The 18,741-nt window shown below is 58.0% G+C and carries 22 protein-coding genes; 11 read left to right on the top strand and 11 right to left on the bottom strand.

Annotated elements, in window-relative coordinates:
• The first annotated feature begins 10 nt into the window (after positions 1-10).
• Positions 11-1,600: a GMC family oxidoreductase gene (locus DXH95_RS14805; RefSeq protein ID WP_115550334.1), complete on the top strand. Its 1,590-nt coding sequence runs from the start codon at positions 11-13 to the stop codon at positions 1,598-1,600.
• Positions 1,601-1,690: 90 nt separating this feature from the next.
• Here DXH95_RS14805 and DXH95_RS14800 read toward each other — a convergent pair whose 3' ends face one another.
• Positions 1,691-1,906: a helix-turn-helix transcriptional regulator gene (locus tag DXH95_RS14800; RefSeq protein ID WP_115550333.1), complete on the bottom strand. Its 216-nt coding sequence runs from the start codon at positions 1,904-1,906 to the stop codon at positions 1,691-1,693.
• A gap of 3 nt (positions 1,907-1,909) precedes the next feature.
• Positions 1,910-2,332 (bottom strand): hypothetical protein, encoded by a 423-nt coding sequence (locus tag DXH95_RS14795; protein WP_115550332.1) that lies wholly within the window; start codon positions 2,330-2,332, stop codon positions 1,910-1,912.
• Positions 2,333-2,457: 125 nt separating this feature from the next.
• Here DXH95_RS14795 and panB point away from each other — a divergent pair, with 125 nt between their 5' ends.
• The 5 genes from panB (at position 2,458) to DXH95_RS14770 (ending at position 7,513) form a co-directional block, all read left to right on the top strand.
• Positions 2,458-3,324, top strand: coding sequence for a 3-methyl-2-oxobutanoate hydroxymethyltransferase (gene panB, locus DXH95_RS14790; RefSeq protein WP_115550331.1), 867 nt, complete (start codon positions 2,458-2,460; stop codon positions 3,322-3,324).
• Between the two features lie 78 nt (positions 3,325-3,402).
• Positions 3,403-4,149: a tetratricopeptide repeat protein gene (locus DXH95_RS14785; RefSeq protein ID WP_115550330.1), complete on the top strand. Its 747-nt coding sequence runs from the start codon at positions 3,403-3,405 to the stop codon at positions 4,147-4,149.
• Positions 4,150-4,153: 4 nt separating this feature from the next.
• Entirely contained in the window at positions 4,154-5,479 is a 1,326-nt protein-coding gene (locus DXH95_RS14780) for an outer membrane protein assembly factor BamB family protein (RefSeq protein ID WP_239016685.1), read from the top strand.
• 126 nt (positions 5,480-5,605) lie between these two features.
• Positions 5,606-6,979 carry a ribosome biogenesis GTPase Der gene (gene der / locus DXH95_RS14775; protein ID WP_115550328.1) on the top strand — a complete coding sequence of 458 codons (1,374 nt, stop codon included), beginning with the start codon at positions 5,606-5,608 and terminating at the stop codon, positions 6,977-6,979.
• 102 nt (positions 6,980-7,081) lie between these two features.
• The gene (locus DXH95_RS14770) at positions 7,082-7,513 is read left to right on the top strand and encodes an Hpt domain-containing protein (protein ID WP_115550545.1); all 432 of its coding nucleotides are present in this window, start codon (positions 7,082-7,084) and stop codon (positions 7,511-7,513) included.
• A gap of 11 nt (positions 7,514-7,524) precedes the next feature.
• On the opposite strand, the gene bfr is transcribed toward DXH95_RS14770, so the two are convergent.
• The 3 genes from bfr to DXH95_RS14755 form a co-directional block, all read right to left on the bottom strand.
• The gene (bfr, locus tag DXH95_RS14765) at positions 7,525-8,004 is read right to left on the bottom strand and encodes a bacterioferritin (RefSeq protein WP_115550327.1); all 480 of its coding nucleotides are present in this window, start codon (positions 8,002-8,004) and stop codon (positions 7,525-7,527) included.
• A gap of 112 nt (positions 8,005-8,116) precedes the next feature.
• Positions 8,117-8,287 (bottom strand): (2Fe-2S)-binding protein, encoded by a 171-nt coding sequence (locus DXH95_RS14760; RefSeq protein ID WP_115550326.1) that lies wholly within the window; start codon positions 8,285-8,287, stop codon positions 8,117-8,119.
• Between the two features lie 56 nt (positions 8,288-8,343).
• The gene (locus tag DXH95_RS14755; RefSeq protein WP_115550325.1) at positions 8,344-9,579 is read right to left on the bottom strand and encodes a DUF418 domain-containing protein; all 1,236 of its coding nucleotides are present in this window, start codon (positions 9,577-9,579) and stop codon (positions 8,344-8,346) included.
• 141 nt (positions 9,580-9,720) lie between these two features.
• On the opposite strand from DXH95_RS14755, the gene DXH95_RS14750 reads away from it, so the two are divergent.
• Positions 9,721-10,509, top strand: a complete 789-nt coding sequence (locus tag DXH95_RS14750) for a Coq4 family protein (RefSeq protein ID WP_115550544.1) — start codon at positions 9,721-9,723, stop codon at positions 10,507-10,509.
• Here DXH95_RS14750 and DXH95_RS14745 read toward each other — a convergent pair.
• From DXH95_RS14745 to DXH95_RS14730, 4 genes are all read right to left on the bottom strand, one after another.
• Positions 10,506-10,919 carry a DUF3052 family protein gene (locus DXH95_RS14745; protein WP_115550324.1) on the bottom strand — a complete coding sequence of 138 codons (414 nt, stop codon included), beginning with the start codon at positions 10,917-10,919 and terminating at the stop codon, positions 10,506-10,508. The genes DXH95_RS14750 and DXH95_RS14745 overlap by 4 nt on opposite strands.
• Positions 10,919-13,099: a phosphoribosylformylglycinamidine synthase subunit PurL gene (gene purL / locus DXH95_RS14740; RefSeq protein WP_115550323.1), complete on the bottom strand. Its 2,181-nt coding sequence runs from the start codon at positions 13,097-13,099 to the stop codon at positions 10,919-10,921. Before purL ends, DXH95_RS14745 begins: the two co-directional genes overlap by 1 nt.
• 29 nt (positions 13,100-13,128) lie before the next feature.
• A complete protein-coding gene (locus DXH95_RS14735; protein WP_115550322.1) occupies positions 13,129-13,779 on the bottom strand; it encodes a hypothetical protein in 651 nt (216 codons plus the stop codon).
• Between the two features lie 104 nt (positions 13,780-13,883).
• Positions 13,884-14,315, bottom strand: coding sequence for a hypothetical protein (locus tag DXH95_RS14730; RefSeq protein WP_147291757.1), 432 nt, complete (start codon positions 14,313-14,315; stop codon positions 13,884-13,886).
• Positions 14,316-14,424: 109 nt separating this feature from the next.
• Here DXH95_RS14730 and DXH95_RS14725 point away from each other — a divergent pair, with 109 nt between their 5' ends.
• The 4 genes from DXH95_RS14725 (at position 14,425) to DXH95_RS14710 (ending at position 16,626) form a co-directional block, all read left to right on the top strand.
• The gene (locus DXH95_RS14725) at positions 14,425-14,664 is read left to right on the top strand and encodes an exodeoxyribonuclease VII small subunit (RefSeq protein WP_115550320.1); all 240 of its coding nucleotides are present in this window, start codon (positions 14,425-14,427) and stop codon (positions 14,662-14,664) included.
• A gap of 25 nt (positions 14,665-14,689) precedes the next feature.
• Positions 14,690-15,571 (top strand): polyprenyl synthetase family protein, encoded by an 882-nt coding sequence (locus DXH95_RS14720; protein WP_420822296.1) that lies wholly within the window; start codon positions 14,690-14,692, stop codon positions 15,569-15,571.
• A 13-nt stretch (positions 15,572-15,584) separates the two neighbouring features.
• Positions 15,585-16,091, top strand: a complete 507-nt coding sequence (gene coaD / locus DXH95_RS14715) for a pantetheine-phosphate adenylyltransferase (protein WP_115550318.1) — start codon at positions 15,585-15,587, stop codon at positions 16,089-16,091.
• 103 nt (positions 16,092-16,194) lie between these two features.
• On the top strand, positions 16,195-16,626 hold the full coding sequence (locus tag DXH95_RS14710) for a hypothetical protein (RefSeq protein WP_115550317.1): 432 nt from the start codon (positions 16,195-16,197) through the stop codon (positions 16,624-16,626).
• A 12-nt stretch (positions 16,627-16,638) separates the two neighbouring features.
• Here DXH95_RS14710 and DXH95_RS14705 read toward each other — a convergent pair whose 3' ends face one another.
• Both DXH95_RS14705 and DXH95_RS14700 read right to left on the bottom strand, forming a co-directional pair.
• Positions 16,639-17,121: a DUF2721 domain-containing protein gene (locus tag DXH95_RS14705; protein WP_115550316.1), complete on the bottom strand. Its 483-nt coding sequence runs from the start codon at positions 17,119-17,121 to the stop codon at positions 16,639-16,641.
• Positions 17,118-18,686 carry a class I adenylate-forming enzyme family protein gene (locus DXH95_RS14700; RefSeq protein ID WP_115550315.1) on the bottom strand — a complete coding sequence of 523 codons (1,569 nt, stop codon included), beginning with the start codon at positions 18,684-18,686 and terminating at the stop codon, positions 17,118-17,120. Before DXH95_RS14700 ends, DXH95_RS14705 begins: the two co-directional genes overlap by 4 nt.
• Between the last annotated feature and the right edge of the window lie 55 nt (positions 18,687-18,741).

Here is an 18,741-nt window from a genome sequence, read left to right as displayed (position 1 = left end):
AGGAGTCAGTATGGACGAGTTCGATATCATCGTTGTAGGCGGCGGATCTGCAGGAAGTGCTGCGGCAGGGCGGCTGGCTGAAAGCGGCAAATACAAGGTCTGCCTTGTCGAAGCCGGCGGCAAGAATGACGATCTGTTCGTCCGCACCCCCGGCCTGCTCGCGCTGATGCCGAAGCGGAGCAACTGGGCCTATGATACCGAACCGATGCCGGGTCTGGGTGGTCGTATCGGCTATCAACCGCGCGGTCGCGGCATGGGCGGGTCGAGCGCGATCAACGGCATGGTCTATATTCGCGGCAATGCCTGGGATTATGACAATTGGGCAGCCTTGGGCTGCACTGGCTGGAGCTGGGATGACGTCTTGCCGGTGTTCCGCAGGCAGGAAGACAATGCGCGCGGTTCCGATGATTTCCACGGCAAAGGCGGACCGCTGCATGTCAGTGATCAGATCGCTCCCAGCCCGGTGGGCGAAGCTTTTGTCGAGGCGGCAACCCGGTTGCAACTCCCGCGGAATGACGACTTCAACGGGGCGAAGCAGGAAGGCTTCGGCCTGTATCAGGTGACGCAGCATAATGGCGAACGCTGGTCGGCGGCGCGCGCCTTTATCGATCCGCTGGCGGGCAAACCGAATTTGAGCGTGCGCACTGGCGCGCTGGTCGAGAAGATCATCATCGAAGACGGCCGCGCAACAGGTGTCGCCGTTCGCTTTGGCAACACACGCGAAGTGCTGCGCGCAAAAGCGGGTGTCATATTGTCGGCAGGGGCTTTTGGCAGTCCGCAAATTCTGATGCTTTCGGGCGTTGGTCCCGGCGCGCATCTGCAGGAAAAGGGGATCGAGACGTTGGTCGACAAGCCAGCGGTCGGCGCAGACCTGCAGGACCATTGCGATTATCTGGTCGGTTATGAACTGGACGATGTGTCGCTATTCGGCGGAACCTTGCGCGGCACCTTTGCCGTCGCCAAAGCCTTTTTCGAACACAGGCTACGCCGCACGGGCATGCTGACGACGAATTTCGCCGAAAGCGGCGGTTTCGTCAAAATCCGGCCTGACGCTCCTGCGCCTGACATCCAGTATCACTTCATCCGCGCGATTATCCAGAACCATGGCCGTGACAAGCTGAAGGTGCACGGCTTTTCCCTGCACGCCTGTGTGCTGCGTCCGGAAAGCAGGGGATGGGTGAAACTCAAATCCTCCGATCCGGCGATGGCACCCGCAATCAACCCCAATTTCCTCAGCGACGAACGCGACCTCCATCTGCTGCGCGACGCGGCGCGCTTAATGTACCGCATCGCCGAAACCCCCCCGCTTTCGGATATGGGTGCACGCGATCGGTCGCCAATCGATTATAATGACGATGCCGCGCTGGAGGCGCGTATTCGAGAAGTATCCGATACCATCTATCATCCGGTCGGCACCTGCCGCATGGGCAGCGATGCGGAAAGTGTCGTCGATCCGAGATTGAAGGCACGCGGCGTCAACGGATTGTGGGTCGCCGACGCCAGCATCATGCCAAGGCTGGTTTCCGGCAATACCAATGCGCCTTCGATCATGATCGGCGAGCGCGCAGCGGATTTCGTGAAAGCCGATCTGGCAGCTTGAGACGTTTTGCAAAAGTTGGGGCCCGAACCGCGAGCCTGGGGAGCTTAATGGTTCGGGCCCCTGTGCCGTGCACGCACAAACTGTTTTTGCCTATTCGTCCACCCAGTGAAACACATCTTCCAAAGGTTTGCCGAATACCCGCGCAATGCGGAACGCGACCTCAAGGCTGGGGGAATATTTCCCTTGCTCAATCGCGGCGATGGTCTGGCGGGTGACGCCTACCCTGTCGCCCAGATCGCCCTGGGTCATTTCTCCGGTCAAAAAGCGCATGGTTTTGATGTCATTGTCAAAGGGGAGTTTGGCCATGGCTCAATACCCTCTGCGATAATAATATAGTTGGGCACCGACGCGGACCAGTTCTGAAAGCACCAGTGTCGCCATCAGGATATTGACCGACCAGCCGTACATCAGTCCGTTGATCATGGCGAAAATATTGGCCCATACCCCGAGCACCAGCGGATAATAGGCCGCATGTGTTCCCTTCAGGTGGATCAGTTTCTCGCGCTCATCCTCTTTCAGATTGGCCTCTTTCGGCGTGCGGATGGCAAAATAGGCGCTGCCGGCAATCATGGGCACCAGAAAGATGATCGTCGTTGGAAATAGCATCCATACCGAAGTCAGCATGCCCATGCGGGTGTTGGCCGAGGCCCAGGGATAGGACAGAAAATACCAGCCAAATCCGGCAACCAGCCCGACAAGGGCGACCCAGTGAATTTTCTCGCGAAACGACATGTGCAAACTCCGTGTTAGATGATTCGCACTTAATGTTAGTTTTATTTAACATTGAGTCAAATATTATTGACGCACATGGCATTCGCGCTTTTGCCCCTGCGCTTTAGCGGCTAAGCGCCAGTCCCATGTCTACGACGCCCAAAACGCTCACCCTGCCTGTATCCACCAGCCGCGCGAACCCTACGCCGCAGCCCATGAAGCGCCTCACCGTGCCGCGCATCCGGCAGCGCAAGGGCGGCGAACCGCTGGTGATGCTGACGGCCTATACCGTGCGCATGGCGCAGCTGATGGACCCGCATTGCGACATGCTGTTGGTCGGCGACTCGCTGGCACAGGTGATCTATGGGCTGCCACACACTGTCGCGGTAACGATGGAGATGATGGCGCTGCATGGTGCGGCAGTGGTCCGTGGCAGCTATCATGCGGCGGTCATCGTCGATATGCCCTTTGGCAGCTATGAAGCCTCGCCCGAACTGGCCTTCACCAACGCCTCTCGGCTGTTGAAGGAAACCGGTGCCGCAGGCGTCAAGGTCGAAGGCGGCAAGGTGATTGCGCCGACCATCGAATTCCTTACGCAACGCGGAATCCCCGTCATGGGCCATGTCGGCCTGACACCACAGGCGGTCAACATATTGGGCGGATATGGCGTGCGCGGCAAAAGTGCTGCTGAGGCCCGCTCGATTGTCGAGGATGCCGAGGCAGTAGCCAAGGCAGGTGCTTTTGCCATGGTCATCGAAGGGGTGATGGAGCCCATCGCCATTGAAATCACGCAAAAGGTCGATTGCCCTACCATCGGCATAGGTGCTTCTGCGCAATGCGACGGCCAGGTGCTGGTGGCGGAAGACATGCTGGGCCTGTTTGATCGTACGCCGAAATTCGTCAAACGTTTCGGTGCGATGCAGGAGCACGTCGAGGACGCTGTGAAGAAATATGCCGAGGATGTTCGCTCCCGCGCTTTCCCGAGCGCCGAACAGCTTTATCGATCGGAATAGACCTAGCCACGCTTCGCACTGGAAAGTCCTGCGCCGCATGGCTAAGGACGCGACAAGTATAAGTTACAGGAGGCCATTTTGGCATTACCCCCGACCGATAAGCGAGCCGCAACCGACGAAGCCTTTTTGCGCGAAGTCGACGATGCCGTTCGTGCGGGTGATCTCGAAAGTTTCTGGAATCGCTTTGGCCGTTGGTTGGTCGCAGCCGTCGTCATCGGCCTGATCGCCTTTGGCGGCTGGATATATTGGCAGAACCAGCAGGTTGCCGCCGCCGAAGCGCAGGGCGAAAAATTCATCCTGGCAGTCGAGAAACTGCAGGGCGGCAATGTCAAAGAGGCGAAAACCGACCTGTTGGCTTTGGCAAAGGCGGAGCAGCCGGGCTATCGCGCGATGGCGCAGATCCTGTTGGCCAATGTCACCGCAGCCGAAGGCAATAGCAAGAAAGCCGTGGCCGATTATGCCAAGGTCGCAGGCGACGACAGTCTGCCCCAGCCCTTCCGCGATCTGGCGCTTGTTCGCCAGACAGCTGCCGAATTTGACAGCCTTGCCCCACAACAGGTTATTGACCGGATGAAGCCACTGGCCAAGCCGGGGGCAGCCTGGTTCGGTACAGCCGGCGAAATGACCGCAATCGCCTATATGAAAATGGGCAAAGACAATCTGGCTGGCCCCATTTTTGCCCAGATTGCAAAGCAGGAAGACTTGCCCCAAACGCTGCGTGCGCGTGCGCAACAAATGGCGGGGGCGTTGGGAGTGGATACCGTTCAGCTTGAAGTCAAGCCGACGGGCGCATCGGCGACAACCGATGCAGACAAAGGAAATTGAGCCTGTGAGACTACGCACGACCTTATTGATTTCGCTGGCAGCGGCCACATTGCTTGGCGGATGCTCGGCATTGGGCGGGGGCGAAAAGAAAGATACACCCACCATCGGCAAGCGCGTCGATATTTTGGGTACTGAGGCAGACAGTGTTGCCGATCCCGCACTTTCGGCAATTTCGGTCGTACTTCCGCCCGTCACCACCAACAGCAGCTGGTCGCAGCCGGGTGGCAATGCGTCCAAATCACCCGGCCATCTCTCGCTCGCCGATGCACCACAGCGGGCATGGACGGCGCAAGTTGCCGGTGCCAGTAACCGGGAGCGCCTGGCCGCAACGCCGGTGGTTCACGAAGGCAAGTTGTACGTCATCGACACGCAAGCGACGGTCAGCGCTTTCGACGCCGCAAGCGGTGCGAAGCTTTGGGCAGCCGCCTTGCCCTTTGACAAGGATGGCAAGCCATCACGCTTTGGCGGCGGCGTTTCCACCGACGGCACTACGGTTTATGCAACCAATGGCGTCGGGGACATTTCCGCTATCGATGCTGCAAATGGCGCAGTGAAATGGACCAAGCGTCCGGCCGGCCCGCTGCGCGGTGCCCCAACGCTGTCCAACGGCAATGCTTATGTGATGACGCAGGATAACCAGATCTATGCTGTACGCATGGATAATGGTGAAGCCCAGTGGAATGAAGCTGGTCCCGTCGGCGCATCGGGTATTTTTGGCGTAGCTGCTCCGGCTGCTGCACAAGGCACAGTGATTGCCGGCTATTCGACCGGCGAACTCGCCGCCTATCGCTATGAAAATGGCCGTAGCCTGTGGAGCGACACCTTGTCGCGTACAGCAATGTCGACCAGCGTTTCGACCTTGACCGATATCGATGCCGACCCGGTTATCGATCGTGGCCGCGTCTTCGCGCTGGGTCAGGGCGGTCGCATGGCCGCTTATGAACTGGTCACCGGCCAGCGCATCTGGGAAATCAACATCGCGGGCATTTCGACCCCCGTCGTTTCCGGCGAATGGGTGTTCGTGATGACCAGCGATGCAAAGCTGCTGTGCGTCCAGCGCACCAGCGGCAAGATTCGCTGGATTTCAAAGCTGCCGCGCTACCGGGATGAGGAAGACAAAAAGGGAGTTATCACCTGGCGCGGGCCGGTCCTCGCCAATGGTCGCCTGATCGTCGCCAACAGCGAAGGCCAGATCTGGTCAGTTTCGTCGGGTGAAGGTTCAGCAAGCCTTTTGGCCGATATCAAGGCACCGGTGTCGGTCGCACCGATCGTCGCCAACAATACGCTCTATGTCCTCGACGACAGCGGGCGACTGTCGGCGTTTCGTTAGGTCAGTTCCACTTCGTGGAAAGCGGCACCAGCCCTCTCCACCACAGGGTCTCCCAAACAGACTATTGTCATGGGACGCCGGGTGGGGGAGAATGCTGGTGCCGAACCATTTTAGAAAGATAAAGTCATGCTGCCGTCGGTAGCCATTATCGGACGTCCGAATGTTGGCAAGTCGACCTTGTTCAACCGCCTTGTCGGCAAAAAAATCGCGCTGGTCGATGACCAGCCGGGGGTTACGCGTGACCGGCGAGAGGGCGATGCGCAGCTGTTCGACCTGAAATTCCGCATTGTCGATACCGCGGGCTATGAAGATGATGACGCGGCAACACTTCCTGGCCGGATGCGCCAACAGACCGAAGCGGCGCTCGAAGGTGCAAATGTCGCAATGTTCGTGGTCGACGGTCGTGCCGGCATTACCCCGTTGGACGAAGAAATCGCCCGCTGGCTGCGCGCGAGTGACAAGCCCGTCATCCTCGTCATCAACAAGGCCGAAGGCAAGCAGGCCGACAATACTGTTTTGGAAGCCTATGGCCTCGGGCTTGGCGAAGGCATAACCATCAGCGCCGAACATGGTGAGGGGATGGCGGATCTGTTTCAGGCGCTGCTCCCGCATGTCGATGGCGCCGAAGAAGAACAATTTGATCGCGAATCTCCCGATGCGCCGCTGCAGCTTGCGATTGTTGGACGGCCCAATGCGGGCAAATCGACGCTGATCAATAAATTGCTCGGCGAGAACCGGCTCGTGACCGGCCCCGAGGCTGGTATCACGCGCGATAGTATCGCCATCGACTGGGTGTGGCACGATCCCAACCCGTCCGAGCCTGATCTGGCGGAGCGACGGATACGCCTGATCGACACCGCAGGGATGCGCAAGCGCGCGCGGGTGCAGGAAAAGCTCGAAAAGCTATCCGTCGCCGATACCCGCCGCGCGATCGACTTTGCCGAAGTCGTGGTGCTGCTTCTTGATGCAACCAAGGGACTTGAGCATCAGGATCTGAAGATCGCAGACCATGTGATTGAGGAGGGCCGCGCTCTGATCATTGCGATCAACAAATGGGATGTGGCGGAACATGCCTCCAGCCTGTTCAATGGTATCAAAGCAGCGCTCGATGAGGGTCTTTCGCAGCTAAAGGGCGTTCCGGTTCTCGCGGTGTCCGCCGCGACCGGCAAAGGCCTCGACCAGATGCTCAAGGCCGCGTTCGAGGCGCGTGACAGCTGGAACCGCCGCGTGTCCACCGGCCAGCTCAACCGCTGGTTCGAAGAAGCCGTTGCTGCCAATCCACCGCCAGCGCCAGGCGGCAAGCGGATCAAGCTGCGTTATGTGACGCAGGCACGCAACCGTCCGCCCACCTTCGTGGTGTTCGGCAATCGCACCGATCAGTTGCCAGACAGTTATCGCCGCTATTTGCTGAACGGCATCCGTCGCGATCTGGGTTTTGGCGCGGTTCCGGTGAGAATGAATTTCCGTTCTTCGAAAAATCCCTTCGCCGACAAGGATTGAAGCCAGGCGGGGGCCTTTTGCGGCAAACGTCAACGCTCTGTTTACCTGTAACTATTATACAGTCCGCTTGGGTATCATCCCGAGAACGGAGCAATGGCGGCAATGACATCCCCTGCCGACGATATTGTGAACTGGGCCACCTTTGGCGAGACACGATCCGTGCTCGGCGAAGCTTTTGTCCGCGTACTCGGCTATTTCCGCGAAGACGGTATCAAATCGGTCGCCACCATCGAACAGGCGATGCGTGAGCGCGACTCTGCCAAACTAGTCCTGCCGGCGCACACGCTGAAAGGCGAAAGCTGGCAGTTTGGCGCGGAAAGACTGGCCGCTCTTGCCGAAGAAATTGAGGTTGCAGCGCGCCACTATGTGGAATTGCGACAGGGTCCGGAAGAACTGGTCGAAAAAGTTGTCCAACTCCGCCCTCTATTCGAAGCCACCCTCACTGCGCTTGAAAATGAAGCCAGCCCGCTGGTCGAACGCCGCGCCCAATTCGGTGCGCGCACCATGGGCCAAAGCCAATTCGGTCGCCTCTAAGCCCTTAAATTTCAGCTTTCTGCCGCTTCCGTTTGCATCTGGATATAATTCTGGATTCCCATCTGCTTGATCAGATCAAATTGCGTTTCAAGGAAGTCGACATGCTCTTCCTCGCTTTCGAGGATCTCGGCAAACAGATCGCGGCTGACATAGTCACGCACGCTTTCACAATGCGCGATCGCGTCCTTGAGTAGCGGAAGGGCATCATATTCGAGATCGAGATCGGCCTTCAGGATTTCTTCGACCGACTCGCCCACGCGCAGGCGACCGAGCATCTGGAAATTGGGCAGACCTTCGAGAAAGAATATGCGTTCCGCCAGCTTGTCGGCATGCTTCATCTCGTCAATCGATTCGTGCCGTTCATATTCGGCCAGTTTGGAAACACCCAGATTATCCAGCATCCGGTAGTGCAGCCAATATTGGTTGATCGCGGTCAACTCATTCTTGAGCGCTTCGTTGAGAAATTCGATGACCTTGCTGTCGCCCTTCATGGCCGTTCTCCTGAAATTGGATACCATCAGAATAGGCCGATGGCGTACGTTCGGAAAGCAGGAAAAGCCCTGTAATCCGGCGCTGTTACATTTAGATAAGCTGGCGCTATTGCTAAGCGCTTGCAGGCTTAATGCTGATCAGATCCTTGGCGAAGGAGAGACATTGGCCGCATTTCGGTTTACGGCCCAGCCGTGCGTAGACATCCGCCGGCTTTTCACTGCCGCAACGCACGGCAGCGCGCAGATCTTTTTCCCGAATGGCGTTGCAGACACAGACGATCATGGGACTCGAATTAGCGTTAATGCGAATTGATTGCAATAGCAATTGGAGCCACCGAATCATTTTTTGAGCGGCTGGAGCTTCCCGCGTGCCAAACTGCGCCACAGCCATTCAAATGGGCCAAAATGAAAACGCTCCAGCCAGGGTTTTGACCAGAGCAGCATCAACGCCCATGCCCCAAGCACGAAGAACCACAGGCTGGCACGACCGGCCTGATTGTACAGCCCCAGTCCATAGCCGTAAAAGATTGTCGACATCAGGATGCTGGTGCCCAGATAGTTGGTGAAAGCCGCTCGTCCCGTTGCTGTAACCCGTCCGATGAATGCCGAATCGGCGAAGGACTGGATCGCCATGATCAGCAGCGCGGCATAGCCGATTGTCATCAGCAGCCGCGGAATCAAACTCCAGGCGAGAAAGTTGCCTAAAGTTGTGATCAGGTCAAACCCGCTCGAAGCGACCCACAGGCCCAGCCCCGTCGAGATCAAAAGACCGGGGATCAGCATCTTGCGGGCCCAACGCGCATAATCGCTGCGATCCCACTCTCCGGTCAGAAATCCGTTCTTCTTCATCGCCATGCCAAGCATCATCAGCGGCAGGGTTTCGGCGAAAGATTGTGCAATCAATATCAGCAGGTTGAGCGCATCGTCCCAACGCCGCGCGACAATATCGGCATAGCTCCCGCTATAGGCGGCAATCTCTGCGCTGGCGTCCAAGCTGAAGTCGGGGCTGGCGATGATTTCCTTATATTGCGCCACAACCGACGCGTCCGCACCGGGCTGCGTCGCCATGAACTGGAGGAACTGCAGCCCACCAAATTGCAGCGCGTACAAAAGGAAGCCGAGGCCATAGATGATCAGCGCCCATTTGATCAGTCGCTTTGCCTCCCATTTGCGGAACAGGTAGGCGATGCAGCCGATTACGGCGTAGAGGAACAATATGTCGCCCCACCAGATGAAGAGATAATGGGCCGCGCCGAATAGCAATAGCCAGATCATCCGCGAATAATGCACCTTCGCCGGATTTTCGCCCTTGGCTTCAGCCCGCTCGATAATCAGCGCCATGCTCGCCCCGAACAAAAGCGAGAATAATCCGCGCATCTTACCATCGATGAAAATGAACGAAACCAACCAGCTTGCCTTGTCAGCGGCGCTATCCCCGCCATAGGTACCCGGAGCAACATAGGCCCATTCGGGAAGCGCGAAAGCCACGATGTTCATCGCCAATATGCCCATCACCGCAAAGCCGCGCAGCGCGTCCAATGTGATGTGGCGTGTTGCAACCACTTGGCTGGACATGATTTTCCCCTCCTGTATTAAGCCATCAATACAGTTGGGGCGGTGATACGTCCAGTCGCTATTGATACTGACTTGCTAAGCTGCTATTAACACTCTTGTTGGTAAGACATCCGCAACAACTGCAACATAGGTAAGATGTTCATGGATCAGGCAATTCCCCTTTGCGACCCCGCCCGCACCGATTCGGGTTTCCGCCCGATGAAGGCGCTGCACCACTTCCGGAAACTGATCGCCGACAAGGAAGATACTGCCCAGGTCTTCCACATTATCGAAGCGCTGCGCGACAACCGTTTTGCCAAATCGGCCGAACATTTCTTCGCCAGCCCGACCGGCAAGACCATCCTCGAAAAGAACGAATATCTGCCGCATTTGCTTGATGACCATGACCGGCTGCGCAAACTGCCGATGGGCACCGTGGCACACGCCTATTGTGACTTCATGGAAAAAGAGGGGCTGACGTCGCAAGGCCTGGTCGACGAATTTGACCGCTTCCAGCAGGGCAAACCCCGTCATGACGACATGCTTGAACGTTATGGCAACCGCCTGCGTGATACGCATGATCTCTTTCACGTACTGACCGGCTATGGCCGCGATGCCTTAGGCGAACAATGCGTCCTCGCCTTTTCTTACAGCCTGAACCCCAGCTGGGGCGTGTTGTTCATCGCATGGGCGGGCGCACGCGAGCTGAAGAAGACGGTGTCAACCGACGCGCCCATCTACGCCGCAGTGCGTGAAGGACAGCGCATGGGCCGCCTCGCCAAAAGTCCGGCGCATGAGGATATCGAAGCCTTGCTGGCAATGCCGTTGGCGGAAGCGCGCAAGAAACTGAACATTGCCGATCCGGTTACCTATCAGCGCGCACATGCCATCATGCGCGGTGAAGGCATTGATCCCTATGACCTGCTGGGGCAGCAGAAGGCCGCAGCCTAACGCAATTCCTTGCGGATGACGAGTTTGAGGCCGGACCAGACGGCATCGATTGCGCACACTTTCACGTCTACCCAGCCCATGGGCAGCGCGAGTTCGCGGATCGTATCTTCGGTAATATCGGTTGGCACTTTAGACGCCTTTTTGGGCCAGCTGACCCAGAGTTGACCTGCGGGGTCAATGCTATGGCGCAAGGTTGTGAGCCGGTCCGCCAACACCGCCTGTTCAGTCACAAATATATGTGCCGCATCGATGCCTTGAACGGGCGCGCTTTCCTCGACCAATGTCAGACCAAAACTGCCAATCGCTGCGCGCACGCTTTCCGGCATGGCGTCAAACCAGACATGCATGCCGTCTTTCAGGCTCAGCTTCTTCGCCAGCGGGGTTCCGGAATAGCCCGCCGCGCCTGCCATCAAACTTCCATCCAGTCCTTGAAGAAGCTTTCATGCGCGGCGCGCAGGTCGTTCAGCGAAACAGTCGAACCATTGACGCGGATGGCATCGCCACTGACGGTTCCGATGGGTTCAAACGGCACTTTGTTTCGATCGAGCGGCTTGTCTGCCGGATAGGTCACCAGATAGCGCGACTGGGTTTCGTTGAAGGCAAAGGCTGTATCCATCGCCGACAGTTCAGCGCCGATTCCGCCCGCCAGCGCCATTTCCGCCACGGCGACCAGCAGGCCGCCATCCGAAATATCGTGAACCGCCGTAACCGCACCTTCGGCGATCAGTTGGCGGACAATAGTGCCGTTCAATTTCTCGTCGGCCAGGTCGACAAAGGGCGGATCGCCCTCTTCGCGGCCGTGAATTTCGCGCAGCCATAACGACTGCCCGAGTTCGGGATAGTTGGGGCCGATCACGGCGAGGATTTCTCCTTCGGCCTTGAAGGCGATGGTCGCCATTTTCGACACATCGTCAAGCAAGCCGACGCCGCCAATTGCAGGGGTCGGCAAGATCGCACTACCGCCGCCAGTCGCCTTGCTTTCATTGTAGAGCGAGACGTTGCCCGAGACGATCGGATAATCGAGCGCGCGGCAGGCATCGCCCATGCCTTCAAGCGCACCCACAAATTGCGCCATGATTTCGGGGCGCTGCGGGTTGGCGAAGTTTAGGCAGTTGGTGATAGCGAGCGGGGTTGCGCCGACAGCACTGATGTTACGATAGGTCTCAGCAACCGCCTGCTTGCCGCCCTCATATGGATCGGCATAGACATAACGCGGGGTGCAGTCGGTCGACATGGCGAGCGCCTTTTTATGCCCGTGCACACGGACTACAGCCGCATCGCCGCCCGATTTCTGCGCGGTATCGGCGCCGACCTGACTGTCATATTGCTGCCAGATCCACGCGCGACTGGCGAGGTCAGGCGAAGCCATCAGCTTGAGCAAATCCTTTGTCAGATCCGCCGATTGCGGCACATCGCCGAGCGGCTTCACCTTAGCCCATGCCTTATAGTCTTCACGGCTCAGCGCCGGGCGATCATATTGCGGGGCATCATCGGCAAGCGGGCCGAGCGGGATGTCGCACACCACGTCACCATTCCATTCGAGCACCATATGGCCGGTATCGGTCACCTCGCCGATCACAGCGAAATCGAGTTCCCATTTCTCGAAAATCGCCTGCGCCATCGGCTCCTTGCCGGGCTTCAGCACCATCAGCATGCGTTCCTGCGATTCGGACAGCATCATTTCATAAGGCGTCATACCGGTTTCGCGCTGCGGCACCTTGTTCATATCGAGCCGGATACCGCAACCACCCTTCGACGCCATTTCGACGCTGGACGACGTAAGGCCTGCCGCACCCATATCCTGAATTGCAACGATCGCATCGGTTGCCATCAGCTCGAGGCACGCCTCGATCAACAGTTTCTCGGTAAAGGGATCGCCGACCTGCACCGTCGGGCGTTTTTCTTCGGCATCCTCGCCAAAATCGGCCGATGCCATGGTTGCACCGTGAATGCCATCGCGCCCGGTTTTCGATCCGACATAGACAATCGGGTTGCCCACGCCGGTCGCCGCCGAATAGAAAATTTTGTCGGTATCAGCGACGCCCACCGTCATCGCATTGACCAGGATGTTGCCGTCATAAGCCGGGTGGAAATTGGTTTCACCGCCGACGGTCGGCACGCCTACGCAATTGCCATAGCCACCGATACCGGCGACCACACCCTGCACGAGGTGCTTCATCTTGGGATGGTCGGGACGACCAAAGCGCAGCGCATTCATATTCGCGACCGGCCGCGCGCCCATGGTGAAAACATCGCGCAAGATGCCGCCGACACCCGTTGCTGCTCCCTGATAGGGTTCGATGTAAGACGGGTGGTTGTGCGATTCCATCTTGAAAATCGCCGCCTGCCCGTCGCCAATGTCGATCACGCCCGCATTTTCGCCCGGCCCGCAAATCACCCAGGGGGCCTCGGTCGGCAGCTTTTTCAGGTGGATGCGCGAGCTTTTATAGCTGCAATGCTCCGACCACATCACCGAAAAGATGCCGAGCTCGACCAGATTGGGCTCGCGCCCCATCGCATTCAGGATGCGCTGATATTCTTCCTCGGAAAGGCCATGGTCGGCGACGACTTGCGGGGTGATCTGGGTCATGCGCGGCGCTTTAGCGTTGCATGCCGCCTTTAGCCAGCCTGTTTGCGGCCTTCGCTGCGATAAACCCACCACGCGGCGAGCGTGATCAGACCAAAGGCAAAGAAGGCGAGAAGACTGGTACCCGTCGTCACTTCCGTTTCGACGGGACCGAACCAGTTCACCGCCTGGAACAGCAGCATCACACCGCCCAGCACAGCCAAGGGCAGCATCCTGGGTTTAACCGCTTTTGAGTAGAGCCAGAGCGATCCGAAAGTTAGCCCCAGTTCGAGCGGCATTTCAATTGCGCGGTGGTTCCAGAGGCCCAAGCCCAGTTTGGGCGGGCTGCCAATCAGTGTCAGGTCTGGTACGTGCACCAACAGGTCGAGAAACCAGTGCGAAAGCACGACGAGACCGGAGATAATCCCGGCCATGCGGTTTTTCGAAACCAGAAACACCAAACCACCAAATAAGGTGGCAAATAGGGCCGACCCCAAAAGGCTATGCGTATAGGGCATATGATAGAGATCCATCGGGTTCATCACCGAAATCCCCGGTGTCACCCGCATCTTTTCAATGCCCGTGAGCAGCAGCCCGAAAAAGGCCCAGTCAACCAGTTGCGCACCGATGAACAAAACTGGCAGGCTGGGCGCATCCTTGTGGCGCGCGGCGATCATCGCAGGTGAAAAATGTCCGATAAACATGGCTGGTCCCTCCCCTGTCGGCCGAGACTAGCGAGGCGACTGCAATGCGCAAGAAAAAGGGGCCGACACGCGACCCCTTCTCCGACTTCGATTTGAATATTGTATCAGTTGCTTTTGCAGGTCTGCGCGCCCTTGTCGGCGAGCTTGAGGTTGATCTGCTTGCCGCTGCCCGACAGCATGGTCTTGCCATCTTCGGATTTGAGCGGGCCTGTGGGTGCTTCGGCAGCAGGAGCAGCTGCACCTTCAGCCGGAGCGGCGGGTGCCTCAGCCTTCACGCGCACGGCAGCGGCGGTCTTGTCACCCACGCGGATGTCGGCGGCTTCGTTCTTGCCGAGGAAGTCAACATGCACGATGGTGTTGTCAGCACAGCGATAGGTCGCCTGCGATGTGATCGCCGGGGGCATCTCTGCAACGGGCGCAGCAGGTGCTTCGGCACCGGCGGTCGCTTCGCCTTCGGCGGCGGGGGTTTCGGACTTGTTGCATGCCGCTAACGCCAGCATGGACAACGGGGCGATGAGGAGAATAGATTTCTTCATAGACTCGGGACCTTGCCCCAGCTTTGTTGCAGCTGAAAGTAAAATCGGCGCCGAAGATCGACGAAGCGAAACGCTTGACCGGCAAGCTGCCCCGCGCCAAAGCTGCGGCATGACCAGCGAAAGCACAGAACCCAGTTTTGAAGAGGCGCTCAAGGCGCTTGAAGAGATTGTACGCAAACTCGAAAGTGGCGAAGCGCCGCTCGATGAATCGATTGCGCTCTACGAACAAGGCCACAAATTGCGCGTGCTGTGCCAGGCACGGCTCGACGCGGCGCAGGCAAAAATCGAACAGATTGTGCTTGGCGCTGACGGTGCACCCGCCGCGACACGCCCCTTCGACGCGGACTGATCCGTTGGGCGCGCAATCGACGTCACTGCTCGAATCCGCCATTGCACAAGTGGCCGCCGAGGTTGACGAACTGTTCGACCAATTGCTTCAAGTGCCTGACGATGCACGGGCGCGACTGTACCAAGCCATGCGCCACGCCGCGATTGGTGGTGGCAAAAGGCTGCGACCGCTATTGGTTATTGCTACCGCCAGTATTTTTAACGTGTCGCGGGTCTATGCGGTTCGGGCGGGTACAGCTGTAGAAGCAATCCATGTCTATTCGCTCGTCCATGACGATCTGCCTTGCATGGATGATGATGATCTGCGCCGCGGGAAACCAACAGTCCACAAGGCCTTTGACGAAGCGACGGCGGTATTGGCAGGAGACTCGCTCCATGCATTGGCCTTTGAAATCCTTGCCGATGCTGCCACCCATCCCGATCCGTTCACCCGTTCGGAACTGATAGCAACATTGGCGACTGCCAGCGGCCCGTCAGGAATGGCGGGCGGGCAAATGATGGATCTGGAAGCCGAAAAATCGAGCTTCGACCTACCCACCGTCACCCGGCTGCAGGCGCTGAAAACCGGCGCGCTGATTGCCGCCAGTGTCGAAATGGGGGCCATCCTCGGCCATGTGCCGCCCGAGGGTCGCACGCATTTGCGCGGCTATGCGCGCGACATCGGCCTCGCCTTCCAAATTGTCGATGACATCATGGATGTCGAAGGCGACGAGGCGCTGGCGGGCAAGGCGTTGCACAAGGATGCCGATGCCGGAAAGGCCACGTTCGTCTCGCTAATGGGCCTTGAACGCGCCAAACAGCAAGCGGGAATGCTCGTCGAACAATCGGTTAGCCATCTGGCTGGCTATGGCCATGAAGCAGATTTGCTCCGCGCAATTGCACGCTATGTGCTCGAACGGGATCGCTGAGGGGAGAGAAAATATGAAGCGTATCGGCGTCTATCCGGGAACCTTCGACCCGATCACCCTTGGCCATATGGACATCATCGCGCGCGGTGCGAAGCTGGTTGACGAACTGGTCATCGGCGTGACTACAAATATTGCTAAATCGCCGATGTTCAATGACGAAGAGCGGATGGCGATGGTCGAGCGCGAAGTGAAAAATCAGGGTATCAGCAACACCCGCGTCGTCGGCTTCAACTCGCTACTGATGGACTTTGCCGATGCACAAGGTGCCGCAGTCGTCATTCGCGGTATTCGCGGGGTTACCGACTTCGAATATGAATATCAGCTCACCGGCATGAACCGCCAGCTCAACGACCGAGTGGAAACCGTTTTTCTGATGGCCGATGTTTCCCTGCAGCCTATTGCGAGCCGCCTCGTGAAAGAAATCGCTATTTACGGCGGCAATATCTCGAAATTCGTGACCCCAAAAATCCGCGATGAAGTTGTCGCAAGAGTCGAAGCGCTCGGACGCAAAGGAAGCTGAGCGAAACGTTGATTGCGATATTGTGCGACTAGTACATCAGCTCGCTTACCCCTTCACGCTGTCCAACCTATTAGGTGGACAAAAGCAGCGGAGGGAAACGCACATGCTACGTTCGATCATCATCTCAGCCACCTTGTTGGCCATGCCAGTAAGTGCTGTCGCCCAGTCCTATAATGGTTCCGACTTTGTCCGTCCTGCCGACAAAAGAGTGAGCCTGGGCCTGACTGTGCCCTTTGGCAAAGGTGGCAAAGCGCAGGAGCGTAAACCCCGGCTTGAACTCGGTTTCGATCATCGTGCCAACCGACAATCAGTTGCAGTTGTCGGCACCGAATTGAAAGCCCTGAACAGTCAAAAAGCACGGATCGGGCTTAGCCTGTCCAAAGACCCGCATCTGATGCTCAACGGTCGCGAAGTGCCCAAGGTTAACGGGCGTTACAACATGTCTACAGCGGCGTGGATCGGGATAGGCTTGGTGGCAGCGGCCGGCGTCGGCGTGGTTGTCGTGTGGCAGATGGCCGAAGCCAACTCTGAATAGCGCCACAGACTCCTATTCAGCTTCTACAGGCTCGGGCAATTCCAGATATTCTTTCGGCACCTTGATTGCATGTGTCGCAAGTGAGATTTCGCGCACAAAGGCAGCTAGCGCCCATGCCAGCAAGGCCAATGCGACCATGAAAACAGCAACGATGATCCACGCCATCGAAATTTCCGTGAGCCCCATCAGAAACAACAGGCCGATCATCACGCAAACAGCAACGGCGGCGAGCACCGACAGGAGAATCGAACGGCCGACAATCAGCATCCGCCGTTGCAATATGCGCAGTTCAAGAACCAGACGGACAAGCTCCTGCCCGCTCGCTGCGGCATGACGATCTTCGAGATGGCGCGACCGATCGACAATCCGGGACAGCCGCCCGGTGAGGACATTGAGCAAACTGCCCACTGCGACGAGCAAAAAAGCAGGTGTTAGCGCTGTTTGAAGCACCGAAATGACAGTTTTCAATTCGGCACCCCAATGTTCCTGCATCATGCGGCCACCATCCTGTCCGCGATTTCGCGCAAGTCGGTTTTTAGCAGCTTGCCGATATGACTGCGCGGCATTTCGTCGATCTGGTAGAGCGCGGACAGACGCTGAGTCTTGCCAAGCTGTTCGTTCGCAGCTGCGAGTAGCGCGTCGGTATCTAGCTTCACGCCTTTCGCCCCGGTCACGAAGCCGACTGGGGTTTCGCCCCAACGCTCGCTCGGTACGCCAATGACAGCAGCCTCTTCCACACCCGGCAGACCCAGAAGAATACCCTCCAGATCGACGGGATAGATGTTGAACCCGCCTGAAATGATCATGTCCTTTGAACGGCCCAGAAGTTCGACGAAGCCATCAGCGTCAACCCGGCCGATATCGCCCATCCGCTGCCAGATGCTGCCGTCCTCAGGATCAATCCAGTAACCTTCGCGGGTTTTGTCGGGCTGGTTCTGATAACCCGACATCATTGTCGCCGACCGCCCGACCAGCTCACCAATTTCACCGGCAGGCAAGCGGTTACCGGCTTCGTCGATGGTGAAAACCTCGCTGCCCTTCCAGGGAATCCCTACGGTGTGCAGCTTGTCCGGATGCTCGTGCGCCTGCAACAGGCAGACGACGCCGCCTTCGGTCATCGAATAGATTTCGACGAGCCCACCCGGCCAGCGCTTTAGCACATCGGCCTTGAGCGCAGGCGCAAAGGGGGCGCTGGTGCAATATTTCAGCCAATAGCTCGACAGGTCATAATCGTCGAATTTCTCATATTCCATCAAGCGCTTATACTGGACGGGCACTAGCATCGTGTGGGTGATGCGGTGCTTTTGCGCGCGCTCCAGATATCCGACGGTATCGAATTTGGGCATCATGTGCAGCGTACCGCCATAAGCGATGGTCGGAATCACGAGCGCCAGCGTGGTGTTCGAATAAAGCGGAGTCGAGGCCAGCGAGGCAGCCTCAGGTGCGCCATAGCCGGTATTCGCTCCGACGCAGGCATGCAGCCAGCGCATCTGGCGCGAATGGATGATGCCCTTGGGGGTGCCGGTCGTGCCGCTCGAATAAATGATGTTGAACGGATCTTTGGGGCCGCAGCCATGCGGTGCTGCTTCGGCACCCTCTTCGGCCATCCAGCCAAAAATGTCAGGATTGTCGGCCAGTGGCGCATCCAACATGATCGTCTTGACAGGCGGCAAATCCCGCCCCGCAAGATCAGCCAGCTTGGGTGCATCAATGAATAGATGCATCGCACCCGAATCCTTGAGCATCGCCTCCAGTTGCTGCGGCGTTGCCGAAGTGGTCAGCGGGGCGGCGCATCCACCCGCCCTAATCGCCCCGAGATAGGCGAGTGCATAACGCACCGTGCTGGTCCCCAATATCGCAACCGCCTGCCCTTTTTGCAGGCCATCGCGTTGCAATTGCGCCGCAATCCGTTCGACCAGCGTCGCGACTTCGCTCCAGGTCAGGCTCTCGATTCCATCATCAAGCGCAACGCGATCCGGTCGCTGTTGCCCATAAGCGGCGACCAGGCCGCTATAATCTCCAAAGGGTTTTTCCAGTTCGGCCGCCGGGTCGAATGTCATCGTGTCTCTCTCCTTGATTCCGGGATTGCTTAAGCTGACGAATCGGCAAAAGGGA

The sequence above is a fragment of the Sphingorhabdus pulchriflava genome, from assembly GCF_003367235.1.
Taxonomy (GTDB): domain Bacteria; phylum Pseudomonadota; class Alphaproteobacteria; order Sphingomonadales; family Sphingomonadaceae; genus Sphingorhabdus_B; species Sphingorhabdus_B pulchriflava.
The sequence above is the reverse complement of the archived record's forward strand: the minus strand, read 5'-3'. Positions and strand labels throughout refer to the sequence as shown.